This window comes from Xanthomonas sp. BRIP62418, from assembly GCF_003993495.1.
GTDB lineage: Bacteria > Pseudomonadota > Gammaproteobacteria > Xanthomonadales > Xanthomonadaceae > Xanthomonas > Xanthomonas euroxanthea.
The window spans coordinates 30,330-52,124 of record NZ_QEZG01000023.1; the positions used below are offsets into that span (position 1 = coordinate 30,330).

Consider the following 21,795-nt stretch of genomic DNA (forward strand, 5'->3'; position numbering starts at 1 on the left):
GGTGTCGTCAGTTGGGATGTCGGGCGGGAGGCGCCAGTGCCTGCACGGCGGCGCCGGCGTTGACCTGCAACTGGCCGTCGGAGATCTTGCTGGTGCGCTGCATCAGCTCGCGCAGTGCCTTGGCATCGAGCGAGGGCGACAGCGACAGCAGCAACGCGACCATGCCGCTGACATGCGCGGTGGCCATCGACGAGCCGGAGGTGAAGTCGTAGCGGCCGTTCGGCTGGGTGGTCAGGATGTCCTTGCCGGGGGCGCTGAGCACGCCGGGCATGGCGGCGCTGGAACTGCTGCTGCGGACCACCAGCACGCCCGGCACATCGTTGGGAAAGCCGTCCAGGCGCCCGTTGGGCGGCATTGCGGTGACCACGATGCGCCCTTGCTGCACCAGGTGCTGCAGCATCTTGCTCAGCAGCGGGTCGGCCGGGCCACCCAGGCTCAGGTTGATCACGCGCGCGGAGCTGTTGTTGATCGCCGCCAGCGCCTTGGCCAGGGTGAAGGTGTTGCAGCGTGCGGTGGCGCCGACGCTGGGCGCATACCAGCAGGCCTTGTAGATGCTCAGCATGGCCTTGGGCGCCATGCCGACGATGCCTTGATGGTTGTTGCTGCCGGCGGCGATGATGCCGGCCACTTCGGTGCCGTGCGAGTCGCTGCTGGTCATCACCGGCGCGTCGTCGACCAGGTCGTGCACATCGCGGATGCGTGTCTTCAGGTCGGCATGGGTGGTGTCCACGCCGGTATCCACCACCGCCACCACCACGCCGCGGCCCTGGGTGACGGTCTGCGCGCTGGCCGCATCGGTGGCGATGAAGCCGCGTTGCAGATCCACGTACGGGTCGTTGTAGCCGGACAGCGCGGTGGTCTTTTCCGACGCGTCGGCGGAAAACACCGAGAAATCCTGCACCGGCTGCACCAGCTCCACGCCGTCGTCGTCGGCCAGCGCAGTGACCAGTTCGTCGCGCGACACGCCCGGTGGCGGCTGCAACACCGCGCAGTACAGGCCCAGCGAGGTGATCGGCCAGCCGGCGACTTCGCGCAGCTTGTAGCGCTGCTTGAGCGCTTCCATGCGCGCGGCCGCCTTCTGGCCGGCGCCGTAGTAACTGGAGGCGTAGCCGATCAGGCTGGAACCGGCGCGCGCCGGCGGCGCACTGAGCGGGTTGGCCACCGCCAGCAGGATGTCGCGGCTGCTGTCGGGCGTCTGCGCATCGGCTGCCGGTGGCGTGCTGCTGCTGGCGGCGGCGACGTGCGCCGGCTCCTGCGGTGCGGCCTGCACGCTGGTGTGCGTGCCAAGGCCGATGCATGCGGCGATCACGCCGATGGCGAGCATGCGCTTCATGGCGCGGACACGATCTCGGCCATCCGGATGCCGGGGTTGGCGCGCAGCTGTTGCACGGTCCGCTGCGGCTGTGCCGGCGGTTGCAGTGCGGCCGGCACCACGGTGTAGGCGCCCATGTCGTTGGGCCCGCCGATCACCTGTAACTGCTGCGCATGCAGCAGGCGGTCCCAGTCGGCCACGGTCATCCTGGCGTCCGGCACCACCCGGATGGCGCCTTGCGGCACCGGCTGGGCGGTGGCGCTGCTGAGCGTGCGGTAGTCGTGCGAGGGCGCCGGCGCGGCCAGCTTGACGCCCATGACGCCCAGGCCGATCGCCTGCACCAGGGCCGCGGCCGCCAGGGCACGGACCGTCCAGCTGCCGGAGCGGCGCGCTGCCGGCGGCGGCGCAGGCGCGCTGATCTGCTCCGGCGCATCCAGCCGGCCGAGCAGGCGCTGCAGGCCGGCGTCGGGGTCCAGCTTCACCGCCGACGGCAGTGCCAGCGCCTGGCGCAGGCGGTTCTGCTGGGCGAACTCGGCACTGCACGAGGCGCACTTGGCCACATGCGCGATCAGCCAGGTGTTCTCTTCCTCGGTGGCGCTGTCGAGCAGGACCGCGGGCATCAGTTCCCAGGCGTGCGAGCATTCCTTGCCAGGCGCGATGAAAAACGTCTTCATTGCATGGTCTCCGTATAGGGGGCGCCGCCGGCCAGGCCGGGCAGCACATTGCGTAATTTGACCCGCGCATGGAACAGCCGGGCCTTGATGGTGCCCACCGGGCACTGCATGATCTCGGCGACTTCTTCCAGCTTGTGGCCGACGCCATAGACCAGTTCGATCACCAGGCGCTGGTCCGGCGACAGCCGTTCCATGCCCTTGTCGAGCCAGTCGCGCAGTTCGCGGTCGTCGTTGTCGTCGGCGCTGGGGGCGTGGTCTTCCACCATGGCGGTATCGTCGATGGCCTCGCCGTCGTGCTGGCGCAGGCACTTGAGGCCGCAGCGGTAGGCAATGCCCATGATCCAGGTCGAGACCTGCGAATCGCCGCGGAAGTCGCCGGCCTTTTGCCAGGCGATCCAGAAACAATCGTTGATGGCTTCCTCGATGATGTCCGGGCGCCGGGTCAGGCGCGACAGGAACCGGCACAGCCGGCCGTGATAGCTGGTGTACATGGTGGACAACGCGGCGCGATCGCCTGCCGCCATGCGGCGCAGCAGCATGCGATCGGTGGCATCACCCAGGGTGTCGGAATCATTCATCAAGGCACGCACGGCAGAGGACACATCTAGGTGCCCGGGAGCGGGCAAAAGGTTGCGGGTGGATCAGAACGCGCGCGACACCATGCCCACCCACGGCGTTTCGCCGGGGCCGCCCTGCGCACGCGGGGTGTTGCTGCTGGTCAGCACCCGGTCCAGCTTCACGGTCCATGCGGCGTGGTTCCATTTCAGGCCCAGTTGCCCATACCGATAGCGGCCGGAACTCTGGGCGCCGTAGGTCATGGCCGGGAAGTCGGAGATGCCGGCGCCTGCCGAGAGGCTGACACTGGCCGACAGCGGCACGCTGGCGGTGACATCGATCACCTTGTTCCAGGGCGAGCGCTGCGCACGCGGGAAATTGAAGGTGGACAGCGAGAACGTGAGCATGTCGCGGTAGGACCACGCCAGGCTCGCTTCCTGGCGGTCGAAGGTGCGCGACTGGCGGTCGGCGGGGTAGGCGTAATACAACAGGCTGGCCTGCATCTGCCAACGGTCGTCCAGCATCCAGGCGCGTGCGCCCTGGGCAGTCACCGCCACTGGCCGGCTCAGCGAGGGCGACTGCAGTGCCGTGGACACCGAGACCGACCAGCCGGGGGAGGGCAGCCAGTAGCCGGCTGCCTGCAGGGTGACGCGGTTGGGGGCGACCGAGATGCCGCGGTCGATCAGGGTCGAGGCCACGGCGACCGCGCCGCCAAGGTTATCCGCCAGCGCGTTGCCGCACGGGCCCAGCACCAGCGCCAGCAACAGACTGCGGCGCAACGGCGCGCGGTGGCGCCGCCCGCAGCGCAGAGACGTGCAAGGCAGGCCTGGCGACAAAAACACGGCGGACAGCGTCGGGCGAGCACCGATCGCGCCCCACGGCTGCCCGCCGCAGGCGCATCGGCGTCGCGGTCGTAAGGGGGCGTGCTGGGCGGGTGACACGGTGGGCAAGGGCGTAGGACGTCGGCACAGGGCGGGGCGGGATAGTCACCCATCACGCAGGACGAGACCGCCGCGGCTGCGACGGTTTCGTCCGTATACGCGAAGGGACCGGTTCAGGCAACGCGGCCCGGCACACATGTGCAGTGCTGGTCCGGGGGGCGGTGCTGGACGCGGACACTGCGGCCGGCCGGCTGTACGCTGCTTGAAGCGGGCATCCCTCTCCACCGGCGGCGCCGTCAGGCCGGTGCCGGGACCGCCCTGGGGCAGGCATCCCGCGCCGCGGTGCCGGCGCGGCCGGTCCGTCGCCTGCCGGACGGTCTCAATGCAGGGTAGCGAGGTAGGCGATCAGCGCGTTCAGTTCCTTTTCGTCCTCCAGCCCTTCGTACTTCATCTTGGTGCCGGGCAGGGCCTTCTTGGAGTCCTGCTTCAGGAATGCCTTCAGGCTGTTTGCATCCCAGACGCCCTTGTTCGGCATCAGGTCCGTCGAGCGGCCCTTGAGCACGGCCGAATAAGCTTTGAGGTCGGGCGAGTAGCCGCTGAAATCGGCCACGCTGCCGGGAGGGCGGTTGACGATGCCAAACAGGGACGGGCCCTTCTTGTTCTTGCCCTGGGCGGCGCTGTGGCATTCGGCACATTCGCTTGCGAACACGCTCTTGCCATCGGCGGCCCGCGCCGGGGCGGTCAGGGTGGCGCCGGCCAGCAGCAGGCCGGCCAGCGAAGCGCACAACAGGGTCTTGGGAAATGAAGGCATGGGAGTCCGTACGGTTGCGTGCAACAGGGGAAATCAGAACGCCAGGTTCACCGACAGCGTGAAGCTGTCGAGGTCGCGCGGATTGGTGATCGGCGGTCCGCGGAACACGTTGGAGGTGCTGCCGTTGAACTTGTCGAAGCGGAACCAGCCAGCCGACACGCGCAGGTTGGCGTTGGTGGTGTAGGTGCCTTCGCGCCCGAACGGGCTCCAGTACACCAGGATCAGATTGCTGGTGGTGTCGGGGATGCCGACCGGCGAATAACGCGCTGCATCGAACGAACCGGTGTTGATCATGTGCGCGGCCAGCACGCCGTAGGTCTGCTTGAACGCGTAGTTCATGCTGATGGTCTGGTCGCGCACGCTGCCACGGTCGAGCGCGGGCATGGTCGGGTCGGACGGAATCAGCGGGCTGCCGTATCTGCGGCGCTCGTAGATGTTGACGTAGGCCAGCGACAGCACGTGTTCGCGGGTGCCGAGGAATTGATAGGTCAGGTCGTAGCCGAAATCGGTGAGGTCGTCGCTGGGCCCGTTGCGCGGACGCTGGCGGCGCGTGTTGAGCGCGGTCAGGCCCACCGAGAAGAACTGCCGCTTCATGTCCTTCATGTACGCAAGACGCGCATAACTGGTGTCGCTGAGCTTGCCCGGGTCGCCATTGATCGGCCAGCCGAGCCGATCCTGCGCCGAGGGCGACAACGCGCTGTAGCTGCCCACTTCGCCGTACCAGTTCTTGTCGTACAGCCCGTACACGCTGGCACCGATGACGCGGTTGGACAGGGACGAGGAGCTGAGCATGGTGGACGCGCCGCCATTGGATGCCGGCGTCAGGGTGGACGCATTCGGCAACACATGCACCGGGTCGGAGATGCCCGGATTGTTGTTGACGCTGACGCCGAGCATGGTGTCCTTGCCGGCCATCTGGAACGGTTTGCTGACAAAGCGCAGGTCCACATCGTCCAGGCGCGTATCGAAGGTGGCATTGCCGCTGTTGTTGGAGCGGATCTTGGAGTAGCCGCCGATGTTGTCGTTGACCCGGCCGGCCAGATACAGGTCGGCCTGGGTCAGCCGCGCGGTGCTGTCGCCGCGGCTGGGATTGTTGCGCGCCCAGGTCAGCTGGCCGGACACCGGAATCTTGGTGCCTTCGCCATTGGTATCGGTGAAGCCACCAAGCTTGAAGCGCATGCCGTAAGGCGTGAGCGACGGGCCGTAGGAACCGATGTGGCAATCCGCGCAGGACGAGCCGGTCTGGCGCGCGAACGAGGGGATCGCCTGGGCGTGCGTGCTGGCCAGCAGCAGCAACGGGCCGGACACGCACAACAAGGACGTCAGGGAGGCGGGACGCGTGGCGGTGCGACGCGGAGCGGGCTGGGGAGCAGGCATGGGAAGTCCTTGTTCGACAGTGCGGGATGCAGCGGTGCGGGAACGGGCGAGGAAACGGGTCACAGAGGGCGGCATGCGGCGGCTCATGCGCGCTTGCCCGGCAGCACGCGACGCAGCAGGCCGTCGCGCAAGACCAGGTGATGCCAGAGCGCGGCGCCGATATGCAGCAGCACCAGCGCCAGCAGCGCCCAGGCGGCATTCAAGTGCCACATGCCCAGGGTGTCGCCGAGGTCACCATCGGGTGCGACCAACGCGGGCAGCGGGATGCCGAAGAAATACACCGTCTTGCCGAAGGCACCGCTCAGCGCCCAGCCCAGCAACGGCAACGCGAGCATCAGCCCGTACATCGCCACATGCGTGGCACCAGCGGCCAGGCGCATCGGCAGCGAGGCGGGCGGGCCGGGTGGCAGCGTGCGCAGGCGCAACCGCAAACCGACCCGCAAGGCGAACAACACCAGTACCAACAGGCCGAAGTGGCGGTGACCTTCCAGCAGCCACTGGCGCAGTGCGCGGCCATCCAGTTCGGCGCGCAGCAGGATCAGCGTGGCCGCCATGGCCAGGCACAGCACGGTAAGCCAGTGCAGGACACGCATCGAGGTTGGCAGCGGCAGCACGCGCGCGGCTGCCGGCGCCTGTTCCGGCAATGGCATGGGGCCTGCGCCGCTGGCGGACGCGCTGGCGGGCGGCTGGGGGGATGGACTCATCTGATCTGTCTTCCGGTGGTGGTCGTTGGTTCCGGCAGTGCGCTGCCAGGCCTGGCTCCCCACGCCGGCCGAACGGCGGCCAGGTGAACGTGCACCGATATGTGCGGCGATGTCGGAGAAAGGTTGCGTTGCAGTCGGCATTTCGCTCGCATGCGCCGCACATCGCGGTGCTGCGGCGTGCGCAACTGCGCTTGTGCGCACCTGGCTTCGCAGCGCCGTGACCGCGCGCAACCTTTCGCGCATCCCGGCGCACTCAGGCATGTCGCACTACGTGCAGTCAGCGGTTACGCCCTTCCGATCATGGCCATCGAACGCATCCAGTTGCATACCCACGGCGACGATCGCGGACTGCTCATTTCGTTGGAGCAGCAGCGCAATGTCCCGTTCGAGATACGTCGCGTGTATTACCTGTTCGGCACCCGCAACGGCGTCCATCGCGGACAGCATGCACACCGTCAGCTCAACCAGCTTGCGGTGGCCTTGCATGGCTCGGTGACGATCCTGCTGGACCAGGGCGATGGCCACGGCCAGCAGGAAGTGGTGCTGGACGATCCATCGCAAGGCCTGCTGCTCGGCCGCATGGTGTGGCGCGACCTGCATCGCTTCAGCCCCGACTGCGTGCTGATGGTGCTGGCCGACCAGTTCTACGATCCCGCCGACTACATTCTGGACTACGACCAGTTCCTCAGCGAGGCGCGCGCTGGCAGCGGCCTGGAAGCACGCAGGTTGGAAGCATGAGCGTGCACAAGCCATTGGTGATCATTGGCGCAGGCGAGTTTGCGCAGATCGCCTGCGAGTATTTTCAGCACGACAGCGACTACACCGTGGTGGCCTTCAGCGTGGAGCGCGACTTCCTGTTGCGGCCCACGCTGGCCGAGCTGCCGGTGGTGGCCTTTGAGGAGCTCGAACAGCGTTATCCGCCCGCGCAGTACGAGGTCTTCGTGGCCATCCCGGCCACGCGGCTCAACCGCCTGCGGACGCGCTTTTTTCAGGACATGCTGCGGCGCGGCTATCGCTGCGCCAGCTACGTCAGTTCGCGTGCGTTCGTCTGGCGCAATGCGCAGATCGGCGCCAACTGTTTCCTCTTCGAGGGCAATGTCATCCAGCCGTTCACCCGGATCGGCGACAACTGCATCCTGTGGAGCGGCAACCACATCGGTCACCGCACCGTGGTGCAGGACAATGTCTTCATCGCCTCGCACGCGGTAATTTCCGGCTATTGCGAGATCGGGCGCGGCAGCTTCATTGGTGTCAACGCCACGCTCAGCGACAAGGTGCGCATCGCCGCGGACAACATCATCGGTGCCGGCGCGCTGGTCACCCGGCATACCGAACCCGAGCGCGTCTACGTGGGCTCGCCGGCGCGCGCGGTGGCCGGCAGGTCCAGCTTCGACGTGGCGCTGTGAGCATGTTTGCCTGGACCAAGCGCGGCCTGGTCTTCGACGTTGCGCGCGATGGCGTGGGCGGCTGGATGCAGCACGCCGCGCTGACGCCGACGCCGCACCGGCTGTCTGCGCAGGTGCTGCGGGTCTATGCAGGCTTTCGCGATGCACAGGGGGTGAGCCGGATCGGCTATGTGGACGTGCGCGCCGATGCGCCGACGCAGATCGTCGGCGTGAGCCGGCAGCCGGTGCTGGATATCGGCCGCGATGGCTGTTTCGACGACAACGGCATGATTCTGGGCGATGTCGTGGCCGGGCCGGATGGGCTGTACATGTTCTACGTCGGTTTTCAGCGTGTGGCCAAGGCCAAGTTCCTGGCCTTCACCGGGCTTGCGGTGTCCCGCGATGGCGGCGAGCGTTTTGAGCGCCGGCAGGACACCCCGTTGCTGGATCGCGCCCCCGGCCGCAGCACGATTGCCGCGGTGCATTCGGCACGTTTCGAGGATGGGCGGTGGCGGCTGTGGTACGCGGTGGGCGACGATTGGGAAACCATCGGCGGCCAGCCGTATCCGCGCTACCACATCCGCTATGCGGAGACCGAGGATCTGCGCCATCTCCCTGTCGAGGATGTGGTGTGCCTGCGTCCGCAGGGCGACGAATACCGCATCGGCCGTCCACGCGTGTATCGCCTGGGCGGGCGCTATCTGATGTATTTCACCCGCGGCGACACCCACGGTGGCTACTTCCCGGGTATCGCCTTCAGTGGCGACGGCGTGCAGTGGCAGCGCGATGACAGTCAACTGGGGCTGCAGCTGTCCGAGCACGGCTGGGATGCGCACACGCTCTGTTATCCGGCCTTGATCCAGCAGCATGATCGGGTATTGATGTTCTACAACGGCAATGCAATGGGGCAGGCCGGCTTCGGCCTGGCCGATGCCGCGTTGCCGTCGGAGCTGCAGGGACGCCATGTTTTCGGTTAGGCCGTACCAGGCCAGTGATGCGCCTGCCTGGGACGCGCTGGTGGCGTCCTCGCGTAATGGCAATATCCTGCATCGACGCGGCTACATGGACTATCACGCCGACCGCTTCGTGGATGCGTCATTGCTGATCGAGCGCGGTGGCGAAGTGGTGGCGGTGTTGCCGGCGAACCTGGAAGGCGACTGCGTCAGTAGCCACGCCGGCCTGAGCTATGCGGGCCTGCTGTCGTCGCGGGCCTTGCGCGCGGGCGCCACCTTGCAGGTCTTCGAACAGATCGCCGCGCACTATCGCGCGCAAGGGGTGCGCGAACTCGTGTACAAGCCGGTGCCGCATATCTTTCACGCATATCCGGCCGAAGAGGACCTGTATGCCCTGCATCGCGTGGGCGCCCAGCTGTACCGGCGCGACCTGTCGTCGGCAATTGCATTGCGCGAGCCGTTTGCGTTCAGCGCCGAACGCCGACGGTCGCTGGTCAAGGCGGGCAAGGCCGGTGTGCAGATCCGGGTCGGTACCGGGCTCGATGAATTTCATGCCCTGCTGACCCAGGTATTGCAGCGCCATCAGGTGGCACCGACCCATCGGCTGGACGAGCTGCAATTGCTGCAACACCGGTTTCCGCAGCAGATCGTGCTGCACGAGGCGCGTGCCGACGGGGAGCTGTTGGCGGCAGCGCTGGTGCTGGATTTCGGTCGCAGCGTGCATACCCAGTATCTGGCGGTCTCCGCGCGCGGTCGCCAGCTGGATGCGCTGAGCCTGCTGCTGGCCGAACTGATCACCCAGGTGTATGCGCAGCGCCATTACTTCAGCTTCGGTAATTCGACCGAACAGGCTGGCCGGGTGCTCAACGACGGTCTGGTCGAACAAAAGGAGCGCTTCGGCGCGCGTGCCGTGGTACAGGACTTCTATCGATGGATGCTGTAATGGATGTGCCGTTCCTGGATTTGCGCGCGGTCAATGCGCGCTATGCCGATGCGCTGAAGCTTGCTGCGGCGCGGGTGATCGATGCCGGCTGGTATGTGCTCGGGCAGGAGCTGGCGGCATTCGAGGAAGAATTCGCCAGTTACTGCGGCGCGGCGCAGGCGGTGGGTGTGGGCAACGGGCTGGATGCGTTGTCGCTGATCCTGCGCGGCTATCGCGAGCTGGGCGTGTTGCGCGAGGGCGATGAAATCATCGTGCCCGCCAACACCTTCATCGCCACCTTCCTGGCGATCAGCCAGAACCACCTGGTGCTGGTGCCGGTGGAGCCGGACCCTGCGACCTTCAACATCGATCCGGCCAGCGTGGAGAAGGCGATCGGCCCGCGGACGCGCGCCATCATGGCGGTGCATCTGTATGGGCAGTTGGTCGACATGCCGGCGCTACAGACGCTGGCGCATCGCTACGGGCTGCTGCTGATCGAGGATGCCGCGCAGGCGCATGGCGCCAGCGCGCAGGGGTGCCGTGCCGGTGCCTTCGGCGATGCGGCGGCCTTCAGTTTCTTCCCGACCAAGAACCTCGGAGCGCTCGGCGATGCTGGCGCGGTGGTGACCTCGGATGCGCGCCTGGCCGAGCGTATTCGCGCGCTGCGCAATTACGGTTCGCAGGTGAAATATCACCACCTCTGTCAGGGCGTGAATTCACGCCTGGACGAGATGCAGGCGGCGTTCCTGCGGGTCAAGCTGGGCTATCTGGATGATGAAATCGCCCGGCGCCGCGCGGTGGCGCAGCGCTACCTGCACGGCATCGACAACCCCTTGATCACGCTGCCCACGGTGGTGGCCGAAGCGCAGCACGTCTGGCATCTGTTCGTGGTGCGCAGCACCCAGCGCGATGCCTTGCAGGCGCATCTGCTGCGCGCGGGCATCCAGACCCAGATCCATTACCCGGTGCCGCCGCACCGGCAGCCGGCCTACACCACCTTGGGCGATGCCTGCCTGCCGGTGAGCGAGCGGCTGCACCGCGAGGTGCTGAGCCTGCCGATGGGGCCTGCGCTGGACGATGCCTCGGTTGCGCGTGTGATTGCCGCATGCCAGTCGTTTGGCACCGCTGCATGAATCTCGTGCGCAGCAGCGCCTACACCGGCGTTGCGACGCTGGCCAAGCTGCTGGCCGCGCTGGTGGTGGTGAAGCTGGTGGCGGTGCACGCCGGCCCGCAAGGGGTCGGCCGCCTGGGCCAGTTCCTCAATCTGATGTCGGTGCTGGCGGTGCTGGCAGGTGGCGGCATCAGCGCGGGCATCGTCAAGTACGTGGCCGAATATCGCGACGATGCCGCTGCGCTGACACGTCTGCTCAGCGCGGCGCTGTGGTACGCCTTCTGCGCAGCTTGCGTGATGGCGGTGCTGGCGTTGCTGTTCAGTGGCGCCATCGCCGAACGCCTGCTCGGCGATGCGGCGTACCGGCCGCTGATCTGCGTGGTGGCCGTGGCGCAGCTGGGCATCGCACTGGTCAACTACATCCTGGCGGTGATCAACGGCTTCATGGACGTGCGCCGCCTGGCGTTGGTGCAGGTCAGCGGCGCAGTGCTGAGCGTGGCACTGGTGGCATGGCTGTCCAGCCGGGCACAGTTGCAGGGCGCATTGCTGGCGCTGGTGCTGGGCCAGGTGCTGTGGTTGCTGGCCGGCGTGCCGGCGCTGTGGCGCAGCCGTTATTTTCGGCGCGACATGTTGCGCATGCGCTTCGATGCGCAGATGACGCGCAGGCTGGCGGCCTTCTCGGTGATGACGCTGACCGCCACGCTGGTGCCGCAACTGGTGGCCATCCTGGTGCGCGACCATCTGGCGCTGCAGTTCGGCTGGCAGCAGGTGGGTTACTGGCAGGCGGTGAGCCGGGTGTCGGATGCGTATCTGCTGTTCTTCACCACCGCCATCAACGTGTATTACCTGCCCAAGCTGGCATCGCTGCAGCAGCGCGCAGCGCTCGGGCGCGAGCTGCGGACCGCGTATCGCCATGTGATGCCGGCGGTGATCGTCACGGCGCTGGGCGTGTATGTGTGTCGCGATTGGGTGACCTGGCTGTTGTTCGACGCCCGGTTTGCCCAGGCCACGCCGCTGTATGCCCCGCAGTTGCTGGGCGATGTGATCAAGATCGCAGCCTTCGTGCTGTCGTACGTGATGCTGGCCAAGGCGATGACACGGCTGTTCGTGATCTCCGAATGCGTGTTTGCCGCCAGCTACCTGGCGCTGGTGCACCTGTTCACCGCCCAATGGGGGCTGATCGGTGCGATGTATGCCTTCGTCGCCAACTATGTGCTGTATCTGCTGTTCAACATCGTGGTGGTGCGTCGTTATCTGGTGCAGCCGGCATGAGCGATTCCACCCATCCCATCCGGCGTGCGCGCTGGCCGTTGGTGTCGGTGCTGATTCCGGCCTTCAACCACGAACGCTTCGTGCAACGCTGCCTGGACAGCGTGCTGGAAGACCCGTACCCGTGCAAGGAACTGGTCATCATCGACGATGGCTCCAGCGACGCGACCGGCGAGAAGATCGTGCAGTGGATCGCTTCCCACGGCCACCGGCTGCCGGTGCAGTTCGTCCAGCGCGCCAATCGTGGTGTGGCGGCCACGCTCAACGAGTTGGCGCTGCGCGCGCGGGGCGATTACCTGCGGCTGGGCGCAAGCGACGATTATCTGCTGGCCGGCGGGCTGGACGCGCAGGTGCGCTACCTGCGAGCGCATCCGCAGAAGCTGGCCGTGATTGGCGATGCCTGCGTGGTCGATCAGCATGGGCAACTGCTGCACGCCAGCGCCATGCGCGACCTGCATCGTGTGGATGTCGATCTGTACCGCTCCGCGTCCGGCATCCGCCGCGCGGTGATCCAGCAGTGGGCGGTCGGCGGCGCAGTGGCGTTGCTGCGCCGCAGTGCCTTCGATGCGCGCGCCGGCTGGGACGAATCGTTGCGGATCGAAGACTGGGACTTTTTCCTGCGCCTGGCCGCACGTGATGCGCTGGGCTTTATCGACGTGCCAGTGTGTGCCTACCGCCTGCACGGCAGCAATCTCAGCAAGACCGCGGACGTGCGCACGCGGATTGCCAACTTGTGCGAATCGCGTCAGGTGGCAGTGCGCTGTGCGGAGTTGTTCGACGCGCCCGAGCGCAGCTTGCTGCGCGCACAGGCGCACTACATCGCGGCCAAGGTGGCCTTCCTGCAGCGCCGGCCGCACAGGGTGATCGGGCACCTGCTCGCCTATACCTGGTCGTCGCTGCCAGCCAGGTGGCGGCCCGGGCAGGCGCGCGGCGTAGCGAAGCCGGCATGAGCACGCTATTACGCCGGCCGGCGACCTATCTGGCACTGCCGATGCTGCTCAGCTGCGCGCTGACGCTGCTGACCTACAGCTTGCCCGGCGGTTATGCGGACGGCATCGCGCTGCTGGCCATCGCCGCCGCTGCGACCTGCGTGCTGGACGCCAGGCTGCGCATACAGTTGCCTGCGGTGGAGCGCTTTCGCGCCTACCGCTATGCCGGCGCCCGCGACGCGTTCGTGGTGATGACGCTGGCGGCGGTGGTGACGGTGTTCTGCATCGTGGATGTGGCGCTGTTTCCGATTCCGCTGTTCAGCGATCCGTCCTCCTATGCCACCTTGAGCCCGTTGCGCGCGCATGTGCGGCACATCTCCAACATGTGCTGGATCCTGCCGCCGATCGCGCTGCTGTGCGTGCGCCATCGCGGGCTGCGCGCGGCGATGGTGGTGCTGGGATTCGTGTTCCCGATCGTGGTGATCGACCGCAACCGCATCTTTGCCGGGCTGTTTTCGTTCGTGCTGGTGATGCTGTTGCGCCGCGACCCGGCGCGCCGCCTGCCGTGGAAGACCATCGGCCTGCTGGTGCTGGCCGGCGGCGGGGTGTTTTCCATCCTCGGCGCACTGCGTTCCGGCTCGCTGGCCACGGTCGCCCTGCCGTTCAGTGCTGTGTATCGCGCCATGCCGCAGGGCGTGCAGTGGTTGCTGCTGTACATCAGCGCCGGGCCGTACAACTTCGGCGCGATCCTGGCCAAGGGGTATGTCAACGCCAGCTTCCTGGTCAATCAGCTGGTGCCGTTCAGTGGCTCGATCGCCACCGCCGGCACCGGCATCCCGCTGGATGCGCCCAACATCAATGTGGGGACCGAGTTCTTTCCATTCCTGATGGCCTGGGGCGCGCCCGGCGTGTTGCTGGCGCTGCTGGCGTTGTATGCCGGCCTGCTGTGGAGCGTGCGCTTGCTCGACAGCTGCCTGTCGATCTTCCATGTGCTGATCTTCCTGCGCATCGCCTATGCCTGCCTGATGTCGCCGTTCGCGCCGCAGGCCTTCACCTGGACCAATTTCGGCTTCATCGCGCTGTGCCTGGTGCTGCATGCCGGCACGGTGCTGCTGCCCAACCGTAATGCCGCACCCACCGCTGCTGCGTAATGCGCGGCAGCTTCGTTTTCACATGTTCCAGAGCCGGTGCACCATGACTCAACACGACGACATCTATCTGATCGACCTGTGGCGCATCCTGCGTCGCGAATGGCGCTGGGCGCTGGCCGCGCTGGTGGTGGTGCTTGCACTGACCGTTGCCTTTACCCGCCTGGCCAGGCCGCAGTGGGAAGCCACCGCCTGGATCCAGGTCGGCGAGATCGGCCCCACGCCGGCCGGGCGCGATCCCAAGGTCGAACCGTTCCAGCGCGTGATCGATCGCATGAAGACGCGGCTGTTCCAGGACGCGGTGTTGCGCCAGGCCGGCGTGCCGCTGAAAAGCCGCGCGGCGCAGTTGTATCGCGGCAGCCTCAAGCCGGATCCGGACCCGTATGCCAACCTGATCGGGGTGACCATCCGGGCCGAATCGTCGGCGCAGGCGCGCAGCCTGGCGCTGGCGACGGTGAGCGCCTTGCAGGGCCTGCATGGTGATACCAACGCAGTGGCGCTCGCACTGGCGCGCACGCGCCTGCAGGGCCTGACCGACGATCTGCGCGTGGCCACCCGTAACCGCGATCAACTGCAGCAGCAGGTGCAGGCCGGGCAGGGCGCCGCTGCGGCGACCCCGGCCCAGGTCCTGGCAGGCGTGCTGCTGACCGACAGCAACGCCACCGTGCGCGCATTGAAGAGCGAGCGCGACGATCTCATTGCCCGCCTGACTACGCGCTACACCTATCAGACCTCGCTGGCATGGCCGTTGTACGTACCCGAGCAGCAGGCGTTTCCGAATGCCGTCACCGCCTGGGCCGCCGGCCTGCTCGGCGGGGCGGGGCTGGCGGTGCTGGCCGCGGTATTGCGCAATGCCTGGCGGCGGCGTACCGGCGCCGCGCCGCAGACTGACGGCTGAGCCGCTCCGCGGCGCGCGGCACGGTGGACATCGCTGCCCGACGCTGCAACCAAACCGTCGGCGCGCGGCACTCACCGGTCAATCAAGCGATGCCGCGTCGGCCGTGTCGCGCCTGGAGAGTGTGGTGAGAACAGCTGGATCGGGGTGGGAGGCTGCGCATGTCGGTGGCCAATGAGCATGCGGCGCGCGGTGGCACGGTGGCCCCGGAGCGCCTGCTGGAGACGCAACGCGCGTTCGACAGCGTGGCGCCGGACTACGACGGCCCACGCGGCAACAACGCGTTGATCCAGCGTATGCGCACCACGCTGTGGGACACGGTCGCGGCCGAGTTGCCGGTGGGCTCGCGGCTGGTGGACCTGGGGTGCGGCACCGGCCTGGATGCCGGCGAATTCGCACGTCGCGGTTACCGCGTGCTGGCCACCGACTGGTCGCCGGCAATGGTCGAGCGCACCCGCCAGCGCGCGGCCACGCAAGGCCTGGAAGAGCGCCTAAGCGCCGCCCATGTCGGCATCCAGCAGCTGGACCAGCTGGAGGGCAGCTTCGACGGCATGTATTCCAACTTCGGCCCGCTCAATTGCGCGCCGGATCTCCCGGCGGTGGCGGCCGAATGCGCGCGCCTGCTGCGCGCCGATGGCTGCCTGGTGTTCTCGGTGATCGGGCGCATCTGCCCCTGGGAAATCGGCCACTACAGCGTGCGCGGGCGGTTCAGGCGCGCCGCGGTGCGGGCCGCGCGCGGGGTCACCGCCGTGGGCATGAACGGCCACACCATCTGGACCTGGTACCACCTGCCGCGCGAGTTCTACCGCGCCTTCGCCAAGCACTTCGTACTGGACCGCTATCGCGCCTTGAGCCTGTTCCTGCCGCCGCCGTACCTGGTGGATTTCTGCGAACGGCATCCGCGCCTGTCCGAGCGTCTGGGCCGGTGCGACGACCGCCTGGGCGGGCTGCCGCTGCTGCGCGACATGGGCGACCACTTCCTGATCGTGCTGCGCAAGCGCTGAGTGGAGATGCCGATGTCCATGGCCGATGTCTGCCTGCAGCGCGCGCGCGCGATCACCCTGGCGGGCCCGTCGCGCGCGCCGTTGACCATCCGCGCGGGGCGCTTCGGCGGCACGCTCGGCACCGGCAGCCTGCGCCTGGACCTGCAGGGGCATGTGCTGGCGCCCGGCCTGATCAACGCGCACGATCATCTGCAGGTCAACTGCGTGCCGCCGCTGCCGCAGGGCGCAGCCTTTCCCAACAGCTATGCGTGGATCGAGGCATTCCAGGCGCATTTCCGGCATCCCGATGTGGCCGCCGCCCTGCGTGTGCCCAAGGCGGTGCGTCTGCGTCATGGTGGGTTGAAGAACCTGCTGGCCGGCGTCACCTGCGTGGCCCAGCACGACCCGTGGCACGCCACGCTGGACGAGCCCGGCTTTCCGGTTGGCCTGCTGCGCGAGTTCGGCTGGAGCTATGCGCTGGGGTGGACCGGCTATGGCCCACCGGTGCAGGGCAGTTTTGCCGCAACCTCGCCCGAGCATCCCTGGATGATCCATCTGGCCGAAGGTGCCGATGCGGTGGCGGCCGCCGAACTGGAAGAACTGGACCGGCTTGGTTGCCTGGCGCCCAACAGCGTGCTGATCCACGGCGTGGGCATGGGCGAACGCGATATCGAGCGGGTGATCGCACGTGGCGCGGCGGTGGTGTGGTGCCCATCGAGCAATCTTGCACTGCTGGGCCGCACGCTCGATCCCTGGCGTCTGTGCATGGCGGGCCGGCTCGCGTTGGGCAACGATTCGCGTGTCAGCGGTGCGCGCGATCTGCTGGAAGAACTGCGCATCGCTGCCAGCAGCGGGTTGGCTGCGGATCTGTTGCTCGGCCTGGTCACCCATCAGTCGGCGCGCATCCTGCGCATGGCCACGCGTGGACGCCTGGCGCCGGGGGCGGCGGCGGACCTGGTGATCGTGCGCGACCGCGGTGGCGAGCCCGCGCTCAGCGTGGTGGGCTGCGCACGCGGCGACCTGCGTGCGGTGATACGCGATGGCGCCCCGCGCATCGCCGACCCGGATTTTGCCGACTGGTTCGACGCGGCCGGCATCCGCACCGTCCCGGTGCTGCTGGACGGACGCTCCAAGCTGCTCGACGCCACGCTGGCCGATCCGGCGGTACTGGCACTGGAACCCGGCCTGCAGCGCGTGCCCCAGCCTGCACACCAACCTGCGCGCCAGCCCGGCGTCGCCATAGCCGCCAGCGGTGCGGTGTCGTGAGCGCAGTACCGATCCTCGAGCCGGCAGCGGCGTATGCGCTGTGGGCGCAGGCGTATCCGCCGCACGCGCACAACCCGGTGATGCTGGCCGAAGAGCGCGCCATGCTCGCGTTGATGCCGAACGTGTTGCAGGGCCAGCACGTGCTCGACGCCGGTTGCGGCAGCGGGCGCTACATGCTGCATGCCTTGCGGCGTGGCGCGCTGCAGGTGACCGGCGTGGATCTGTCGCCGCAGATGCTGCAGCGTGCGCGCGCCGAGCTGGCGCAGGACTGGCCATCGGCACGCATGCGCCTGCAGCAGGGCAGCCTGGAGCAGCTGCCGCTGGGCGACGCAGTGGCCGATCTCAGCGTCTGCGGTCTGGTGGTCGGCCATCTGCAGCAGCTATGGACAGCGCTGGAAGAACTGCACCGCGTCACCCGCATCGGCGGCCTGGTGCTGTGCAGCGACGTGCACCCCATCGGCCATGCGCTGGGCTGGCAACGCGACTTCAAGGCCGACGGCCGGCAGTACGCGGTGCGGCATACGCAACATCTCTACAGCCATTGGCATGCGGCCTGCGTGGCACTGGGCATGGAGATCGAAGCGGTGGCCGAGCCGATGCTGGACCCGGCCGACATCGCGCCCGGTGCGCGCTTCGATCAGGCCGCGCTGCGGGTGCCGGTCGCGCTGGTGCTGCGGCTGCGGCGCATCGCGTGACCAACGTACTGGCCATGGGGGCGTGTGCATGCAGCATCTCGGTGGCAGGCGAGCGGTGCCGTTTGCGCGCGGTGCAGTGCGCGGCACGTGGCCTGGTCAGCATGGCAGGGCATGCAATCCGGGCGCGGTCGGTGCCATGAGCCTGCAGGTGGCGCAGCTCAATCTGCTGCCGACTCCCGCCGGCCTGACTGCCGAGCAGGTGTTCGCGCAGTGGCCATCGCTGGCCGATATCGCCGAGGCCGTCGCCAGTGCCGGGGTGCGCGTATCGGTGGTCCAGGCTTCTGCACTGAAGCTGCGGCTCAGCCGCCAGGGCGTGGATTACCGCTTCGTCGAGCTGGGCGCGCGCGGCAGTGCGCAGCGCGCCGGTCTGCTTGCTGCGATGATGCGCGAGATCGGTGCCGATGTGGTCCACATCCACGGCCTGGAATTTGCCGGCGATGCGCGCCGTCTCGCCCGCCTGCTGCCGCAGACGCCGATCCTGCTGCAGGATCACGCCAACCGCCCGCCGCGCTGGTGGGCCCGCAGTGGGTGGCGCCTTCGCTACGCGGCAGCCGCCGGGATCGCGTTCACCGGGCAGGAGATGGCGCAGCCGTTCGTCCAGGCGCGCCTGTTCAAGGCGAAGACGCAGCTGTTTGCGGTTCCCGAATCGAGCAGCCGCTTTTCGCCGGGCGATCGCCTGCAGGCACGCGAGCAGACCTGTCTGCATGGCGACCCCTGCGTGTTGTGGGTCGGGCACCTGAGCGCGGCCAAGGATCCGTTGTGTGTGCTCGATGCCATCGCCATGGCCGCCCGCGTGTTGCCCGGGTTGCGGTTGTGGTGCGTGTTCGACCAGGCGCCGTTGCTGGAGCAGGTACGGCAGCGCCTGCGTGCCGATCCGCTGCTTGCACACTGCGTGCAGCTGCTGGGCAGGGTGCCGCATGCCCGCGTGGAAACCCTGTTGCGTGCCTGCGACCTGTTCGTCTCCGCCAGCCACGCGGAAAGTTGCGGTTATGCCGCGGTGGAAGCCTATGCCTGCGGCACGTTGCCGCTACTGACCGATATCCCGTCCTTCCGCGCGCTCAGCGATGGCGGGGCGGTCGGCGCGTTGTGGCCGGTCGGCGATGCCTCGGCCCTGGCGGACCTGCTGCTGCGCGTCGTCCGGGAACGCCCCGATCGCGCACAGGTGCGCGCGCATTTCGATGCACGGCTGTCGTTTGCCGCCGTGGGGCAGCGCTGGAAGCGAGCGTACACCCAGCTGCTGGCCGCCGCGCCGAGGCGAACCGCATGAAACTGGCCCTGGTGGTTCCGGGCGGCGTGGATCGCAGCGGCGAGGTCCGCGTGATCCCGGTGTTCCTGACCCTGATCGAATGGCTGGCGCGCCAGCACCAGGTGCATGTGTTCGTGCTGCACCAGGAGCCGCTGCCCGGCACCTGGGCACTGCGTGGCGCCACCGTGCACAACATCGGCGCGCGCCGCACCCGCACGCGTGCGATCGCCGCCATTGCCGACGAACATCGTCGTGCTCCGTTCGATGTGATCCAGGCCATCTTTTCCGGCTATTGCGGTCTGGTCGCCGTCGCCGCGGCAAAGCTGTTGCGGCGTCCAAGCGTGGTGCATATCGCCGGTGGCGAGCTGGTCGCGTTGCATGGCATCGGCTACGGCGGCCGGCGACGTTGGCGCGGTCGCCTGCGCGAGGCGGTGATCCTGCGCCTGGCCGACCGCGTCACCGCGGCCAGCGCGCCCATCCTCGCGTCGCTGCAGGCGCTCGGCATCCATGCGCAGCGGGTGCCGTTGGGCGTGGATCTGCGTGCCTGGCCGCCGGCCGCGCCACGTGCACGCACGGGCGGCATCGCCCGCTTGCTGCATGTGGCCAGCCTCAATCCGGTCAAGGACCAGACCACCTTGCTGCAGGCGATGGCAGCGCTCAAACGTGCAGAGGTCGCCTTTACCCTGGACATGGTCGGCGTCGATACGCTGGATGGCGCCATGCAACGCCTGGTGCAACAGCTCGGCCTGGACGCGCAGGTGCGTTTTCTCGGTTTCAAGACCCAGCGCGAGCTGCGCCCGATCATGCAATCGGCCGACCTGCTGGTACTGTCGTCCCTGCACGAAGCCGGGCCGCTGGTGCTGCTGGAAGCGGCGGTCACCGGTGTGCCCACCGTCGGCACCGCGGTCGGGCACCTGGTCGAATGGGCACCGGTGTGCGCACTCGCGGTACCGCCGGGCGACTGGGCCGGGCTGGCAGAAGCCGTCCGCCAGGTCTTGGCCGACGACGAGCTGCGCTTGCGCCTGGCCTGGGCAGCGCAATGCCGTGCGGTCCGGGAGGACGCGGCGTTGACCACGCGGCTGTTCGAGCAGCTGTATCGGCACCTGTGCGAGGCGCGGTCGCTGCGCTGACTGCGGCGCAATGACGCAGATCGCATCAGCCGCAAGGCAACGCGCGTGGTGCAGCAACGAGGCTGCCAAACAAAACGTGGGGACGTGATCGCAACGGTGATCGGCTGCACAAGCGCCAGCCTGCGCGCCTGCTGCGGGCCTGCGATCACCGACAAAGCTGCTGCGAGCAGCCGATGGCTGGGTGCAGGCAGCGCGCCCGGACTCGGACGCTGCGGCGGACACCTGCCGACTCCGGGCAGGCCGTGCCGACCTGATGCTGAGCGCAGCAGTGCTGTCAGCCGCGCTCAGGCCGGCTGCAGATAGCCGTCCAGCGCTGCACGCACCACATACAGCATGTCGGTGCGCGGCACCGGCCGGGTCAGGCGCGTCATCACCCGGCGCAGCTGGGTCTGCCGCACCCAGGGCTGGCCCTGGAGCCACAACTGGGTCTGCAGCATGTCCGCCCGTTCCTTGCGGCTCTCGGCCGTCGGCACCACGCGATTGCGCAGGTACTGTCGCGCCTCGCCCAGCGAGCGTGACCATTCGATGCCGGGCAGGGCGGACAACCACAGGTTGGAACACGAGGCGGTGGTCAGGGTCTGGCGGGCCGCACGCATGCGCAGCAGGCGCGGGCAATCGGCCTGCAGCCGCGCCATCACTGCCGGCGGCACCACGCTGCGGTAATAACGTTGCAACAGCAGCAGCGGTGGCAGCGCCCACCATGGCGCCACGGCCGGGTCGTCCCACAACTGGTCCCAGTCACGCGGCCCCATGCGCGTGGCCAGCAGTGCCAGGTCATGCAGATGCATCAGGCGGATGCTGCGGTGGCAGATGCCGCCGGCCGCATGTAGCAGCAGATGGCACATCAGCGCGCCGACCGACGGGTAGGGATTCAATCCCGGCTGCGGTCGCTCGGGCAGGATGCACGCGGTGATGTCCACGCTGCGCAGCGGCAGACGTTCCTGGATGCGGGTATGCAGCTCGAGATTGATCGGCGCATCGCGATGCTCGCCCAGTCCCGCCACCGCCTCGCCATGCAGCGGCTTGAACACCTGGTGCTTCCATTGTTCGAAGCAGGCCACGTAACCGAGTTCGCACAGCAGCGCCGCCGCCGCGGGCGCATCTTCCGGCGCCACCAGCAGATCGATGTCGGCCATCGGCCGATCGCCGGGCAGGTAGACGCCGAGCCGATGCAAGGCGGTGCCCTTGAGGCCGACCAGGGCGATGCCGGCCGCACGCGCTGCCGCGTCGATGCGGGCCAGCAATAGCGCGATGCGCCGATGGCGGTCTTCGACATGGTTGCGTTGCTCACTCAGGAACGCGGTCCAGTCGGCGTCCTGCCACAACGAGCGGCGTTGCAGCAACGGCGACACGCCATGCGCTGCAGCCGCTGCCGCAGCCAGTTGCCATTGCAGCCGGTCCCACTGCGGCACCGCTGCGCCGGGCTGCGCCAACTCCCTGGCCAGCCGTTCGGTGGCCGTGCGCAGGCCGTGCTTGATGGTGCGAAGGGAAGGCTGCATGCGGCTGTGATCCGAAGGGCGAGGTGAGGGGGGAAGCGAGATCGGCGCGT

At 68.0% G+C, this 21,795-nt stretch carries 22 protein-coding genes; 14 read left to right on the forward strand and 8 right to left on the reverse strand.

The annotated features are described in order from the left end of the window. Window positions 1-7: 7 nt before the first annotated feature. The 7 genes from EO174_RS02400 to EO174_RS02430 form a co-directional block, all read right to left on the reverse strand. Window positions 8-1,333 carry a S8 family serine peptidase gene (locus tag EO174_RS02400; RefSeq protein ID WP_126942021.1) on the reverse strand — a complete coding sequence of 442 codons (1,326 nt, stop codon included), beginning with the start codon at window positions 1,331-1,333 and terminating at the stop codon, window positions 8-10. Next, complete coding sequence (locus tag EO174_RS02405; protein ID WP_164740050.1) at window positions 1,330-1,986, reverse strand: zf-HC2 domain-containing protein; 657 nt, start codon at window positions 1,984-1,986, stop codon at window positions 1,330-1,332. The genes EO174_RS02400 and EO174_RS02405 overlap by 4 nt, the downstream gene beginning before the upstream one ends. Further along, window positions 1,983-2,564 (reverse strand): sigma-70 family RNA polymerase sigma factor, encoded by a 582-nt coding sequence (locus EO174_RS02410; protein WP_104582859.1) that lies wholly within the window; start codon window positions 2,562-2,564, stop codon window positions 1,983-1,985. Before EO174_RS02410 ends, EO174_RS02405 begins: the two co-directional genes overlap by 4 nt. A gap of 63 nt (window positions 2,565-2,627) precedes the next feature. Continuing rightward, entirely contained in the window at window positions 2,628-3,350 is a 723-nt protein-coding gene (locus EO174_RS02415) for a hypothetical protein (RefSeq protein ID WP_104582957.1), read from the reverse strand. 451 nt (window positions 3,351-3,801) lie between these two features. Then, window positions 3,802-4,233 carry a c-type cytochrome gene (locus tag EO174_RS02420; protein WP_126942025.1) on the reverse strand — a complete coding sequence of 144 codons (432 nt, stop codon included), beginning with the start codon at window positions 4,231-4,233 and terminating at the stop codon, window positions 3,802-3,804. A 33-nt stretch (window positions 4,234-4,266) separates the two neighbouring features. Then, window positions 4,267-5,610, reverse strand: coding sequence for a cytochrome C (locus EO174_RS02425; protein WP_119132179.1), 1,344 nt, complete (start codon window positions 5,608-5,610; stop codon window positions 4,267-4,269). Window positions 5,611-5,693: 83 nt separating this feature from the next. Then, a complete protein-coding gene (locus EO174_RS02430) occupies window positions 5,694-6,260 on the reverse strand; it encodes a cytochrome b/b6 domain-containing protein (protein WP_180497006.1) in 567 nt (188 codons plus the stop codon). Between the two features lie 354 nt (window positions 6,261-6,614). On the opposite strand from EO174_RS02430, the gene EO174_RS02435 reads away from it, so the two are divergent. The 14 genes from EO174_RS02435 to EO174_RS02500 all read left to right on the forward strand — a co-directional run bounded on the left by EO174_RS02435 (window position 6,615) and on the right by EO174_RS02500 (window position 20,246). Then, window positions 6,615-7,052 carry an FdtA/QdtA family cupin domain-containing protein gene (locus EO174_RS02435; protein WP_104582862.1) on the forward strand — a complete coding sequence of 146 codons (438 nt, stop codon included), beginning with the start codon at window positions 6,615-6,617 and terminating at the stop codon, window positions 7,050-7,052. Next, the gene (locus EO174_RS02440) at window positions 7,049-7,720 is read left to right on the forward strand and encodes an acetyltransferase (protein ID WP_104648504.1); all 672 of its coding nucleotides are present in this window, start codon (window positions 7,049-7,051) and stop codon (window positions 7,718-7,720) included. Before EO174_RS02435 ends, EO174_RS02440 begins: the two co-directional genes overlap by 4 nt. Window positions 7,721-7,722: 2 nt before the next feature. After that, a complete protein-coding gene (locus EO174_RS02445; RefSeq protein WP_126942027.1) occupies window positions 7,723-8,676 on the forward strand; it encodes a hypothetical protein in 954 nt (317 codons plus the stop codon). Next, entirely contained in the window at window positions 8,663-9,595 is a 933-nt protein-coding gene (locus EO174_RS02450) for a GNAT family N-acetyltransferase (protein WP_126942029.1), read from the forward strand. Before EO174_RS02445 ends, EO174_RS02450 begins: the two co-directional genes overlap by 14 nt. Beyond that, on the forward strand, window positions 9,583-10,707 hold the full coding sequence (locus tag EO174_RS02455; protein ID WP_126942031.1) for a DegT/DnrJ/EryC1/StrS family aminotransferase: 1,125 nt from the start codon (window positions 9,583-9,585) through the stop codon (window positions 10,705-10,707). The genes EO174_RS02450 and EO174_RS02455 overlap by 13 nt, the downstream gene beginning before the upstream one ends. Continuing rightward, the gene (locus EO174_RS02460) at window positions 10,704-11,957 is read left to right on the forward strand and encodes an O-antigen translocase (protein WP_115676762.1); all 1,254 of its coding nucleotides are present in this window, start codon (window positions 10,704-10,706) and stop codon (window positions 11,955-11,957) included. The genes EO174_RS02455 and EO174_RS02460 overlap by 4 nt, the downstream gene beginning before the upstream one ends. Continuing rightward, window positions 11,954-12,904, forward strand: a complete 951-nt coding sequence (locus tag EO174_RS02465) for a glycosyltransferase (protein WP_126942033.1) — start codon at window positions 11,954-11,956, stop codon at window positions 12,902-12,904. The genes EO174_RS02460 and EO174_RS02465 overlap by 4 nt, the downstream gene beginning before the upstream one ends. Next, complete coding sequence (locus EO174_RS02470; RefSeq protein ID WP_126942035.1) at window positions 12,901-14,034, forward strand: hypothetical protein; 1,134 nt, start codon at window positions 12,901-12,903, stop codon at window positions 14,032-14,034. The genes EO174_RS02465 and EO174_RS02470 overlap by 4 nt, the downstream gene beginning before the upstream one ends. Window positions 14,035-14,077: 43 nt before the next feature. Then, window positions 14,078-14,929 (forward strand): Wzz/FepE/Etk N-terminal domain-containing protein, encoded by an 852-nt coding sequence (locus EO174_RS02475; protein ID WP_126942037.1) that lies wholly within the window; start codon window positions 14,078-14,080, stop codon window positions 14,927-14,929. A 158-nt stretch (window positions 14,930-15,087) separates the two neighbouring features. Continuing rightward, complete coding sequence (locus tag EO174_RS02480) at window positions 15,088-15,930, forward strand: class I SAM-dependent methyltransferase (RefSeq protein ID WP_104582869.1); 843 nt, start codon at window positions 15,088-15,090, stop codon at window positions 15,928-15,930. 12 nt (window positions 15,931-15,942) lie between these two features. Further along, window positions 15,943-17,175 carry an amidohydrolase family protein gene (locus EO174_RS02485; protein WP_164740051.1) on the forward strand — a complete coding sequence of 411 codons (1,233 nt, stop codon included), beginning with the start codon at window positions 15,943-15,945 and terminating at the stop codon, window positions 17,173-17,175. Next, complete coding sequence (locus tag EO174_RS02490) at window positions 17,172-17,870, forward strand: class I SAM-dependent methyltransferase (RefSeq protein ID WP_104648511.1); 699 nt, start codon at window positions 17,172-17,174, stop codon at window positions 17,868-17,870. The genes EO174_RS02485 and EO174_RS02490 overlap by 4 nt, the downstream gene beginning before the upstream one ends. Window positions 17,871-18,006: 136 nt before the next feature. Beyond that, on the forward strand, window positions 18,007-19,137 hold the full coding sequence (locus EO174_RS02495) for a glycosyltransferase family 4 protein (RefSeq protein ID WP_126942041.1): 1,131 nt from the start codon (window positions 18,007-18,009) through the stop codon (window positions 19,135-19,137). Then, window positions 19,134-20,246 carry a glycosyltransferase family 4 protein gene (locus EO174_RS02500; RefSeq protein ID WP_126942043.1) on the forward strand — a complete coding sequence of 371 codons (1,113 nt, stop codon included), beginning with the start codon at window positions 19,134-19,136 and terminating at the stop codon, window positions 20,244-20,246. Before EO174_RS02495 ends, EO174_RS02500 begins: the two co-directional genes overlap by 4 nt. Before the next feature lie 284 nt (window positions 20,247-20,530). On the opposite strand, the gene EO174_RS02505 is transcribed toward EO174_RS02500, so the two are convergent. Beyond that, window positions 20,531-21,745, reverse strand: coding sequence for a nucleotidyltransferase family protein (locus tag EO174_RS02505; protein WP_126942045.1), 1,215 nt, complete (start codon window positions 21,743-21,745; stop codon window positions 20,531-20,533). Window positions 21,746-21,795 lie beyond the last annotated feature (50 nt).

Coding starts and splice junctions, on each gene's coding strand:
- EO174_RS02400 (WP_126942021.1), bottom strand. CDS start 1,333: ATGAAGCGCATGCTCGCCATCGGCGTGATCGCCGCATGCATCGGCCTT.
- EO174_RS02405 (WP_164740050.1), bottom strand. CDS start 1,986: ATGAAGACGTTTTTCATCGCGCCTGGCAAGGAATGCTCGCACGCCTGG.
- EO174_RS02410 (WP_104582859.1), bottom strand. CDS start 2,564: ATGAATGATTCCGACACCCTGGGTGATGCCACCGATCGCATGCTGCTG.
- EO174_RS02420 (WP_126942025.1), bottom strand. CDS start 4,233: ATGCCTTCATTTCCCAAGACCCTGTTGTGCGCTTCGCTGGCCGGCCTG.
- EO174_RS02425 (WP_119132179.1), bottom strand. CDS start 5,610: ATGCCTGCTCCCCAGCCCGCTCCGCGTCGCACCGCCACGCGTCCCGCC.
- EO174_RS02430 (WP_180497006.1), bottom strand. CDS start 6,260: ATGCCATTGCCGGAACAGGCGCCGGCAGCCGCGCGCGTGCTGCCGCTG.
- EO174_RS02435 (WP_104582862.1), top strand. CDS start 6,615: ATGGCCATCGAACGCATCCAGTTGCATACCCACGGCGACGATCGCGGA.
- EO174_RS02440 (WP_104648504.1), top strand. CDS start 7,049: ATGAGCGTGCACAAGCCATTGGTGATCATTGGCGCAGGCGAGTTTGCG.
- EO174_RS02445 (WP_126942027.1), top strand. CDS start 7,723: ATGTTTGCCTGGACCAAGCGCGGCCTGGTCTTCGACGTTGCGCGCGAT.
- EO174_RS02450 (WP_126942029.1), top strand. CDS start 8,663: ATGTTTTCGGTTAGGCCGTACCAGGCCAGTGATGCGCCTGCCTGGGAC.
- EO174_RS02455 (WP_126942031.1), top strand. CDS start 9,583: ATGGATGCTGTAATGGATGTGCCGTTCCTGGATTTGCGCGCGGTCAAT.
- EO174_RS02460 (WP_115676762.1), top strand. CDS start 10,704: ATGAATCTCGTGCGCAGCAGCGCCTACACCGGCGTTGCGACGCTGGCC.
- EO174_RS02465 (WP_126942033.1), top strand. CDS start 11,954: ATGAGCGATTCCACCCATCCCATCCGGCGTGCGCGCTGGCCGTTGGTG.
- EO174_RS02470 (WP_126942035.1), top strand. CDS start 12,901: ATGAGCACGCTATTACGCCGGCCGGCGACCTATCTGGCACTGCCGATG.
- EO174_RS02475 (WP_126942037.1), top strand. CDS start 14,078: ATGACTCAACACGACGACATCTATCTGATCGACCTGTGGCGCATCCTG.
- EO174_RS02480 (WP_104582869.1), top strand. CDS start 15,088: ATGTCGGTGGCCAATGAGCATGCGGCGCGCGGTGGCACGGTGGCCCCG.
- EO174_RS02485 (WP_164740051.1), top strand. CDS start 15,943: ATGTCCATGGCCGATGTCTGCCTGCAGCGCGCGCGCGCGATCACCCTG.
- EO174_RS02495 (WP_126942041.1), top strand. CDS start 18,007: ATGAGCCTGCAGGTGGCGCAGCTCAATCTGCTGCCGACTCCCGCCGGC.
- EO174_RS02500 (WP_126942043.1), top strand. CDS start 19,134: ATGAAACTGGCCCTGGTGGTTCCGGGCGGCGTGGATCGCAGCGGCGAG.
- EO174_RS02505 (WP_126942045.1), bottom strand. CDS start 21,745: ATGCAGCCTTCCCTTCGCACCATCAAGCACGGCCTGCGCACGGCCACC.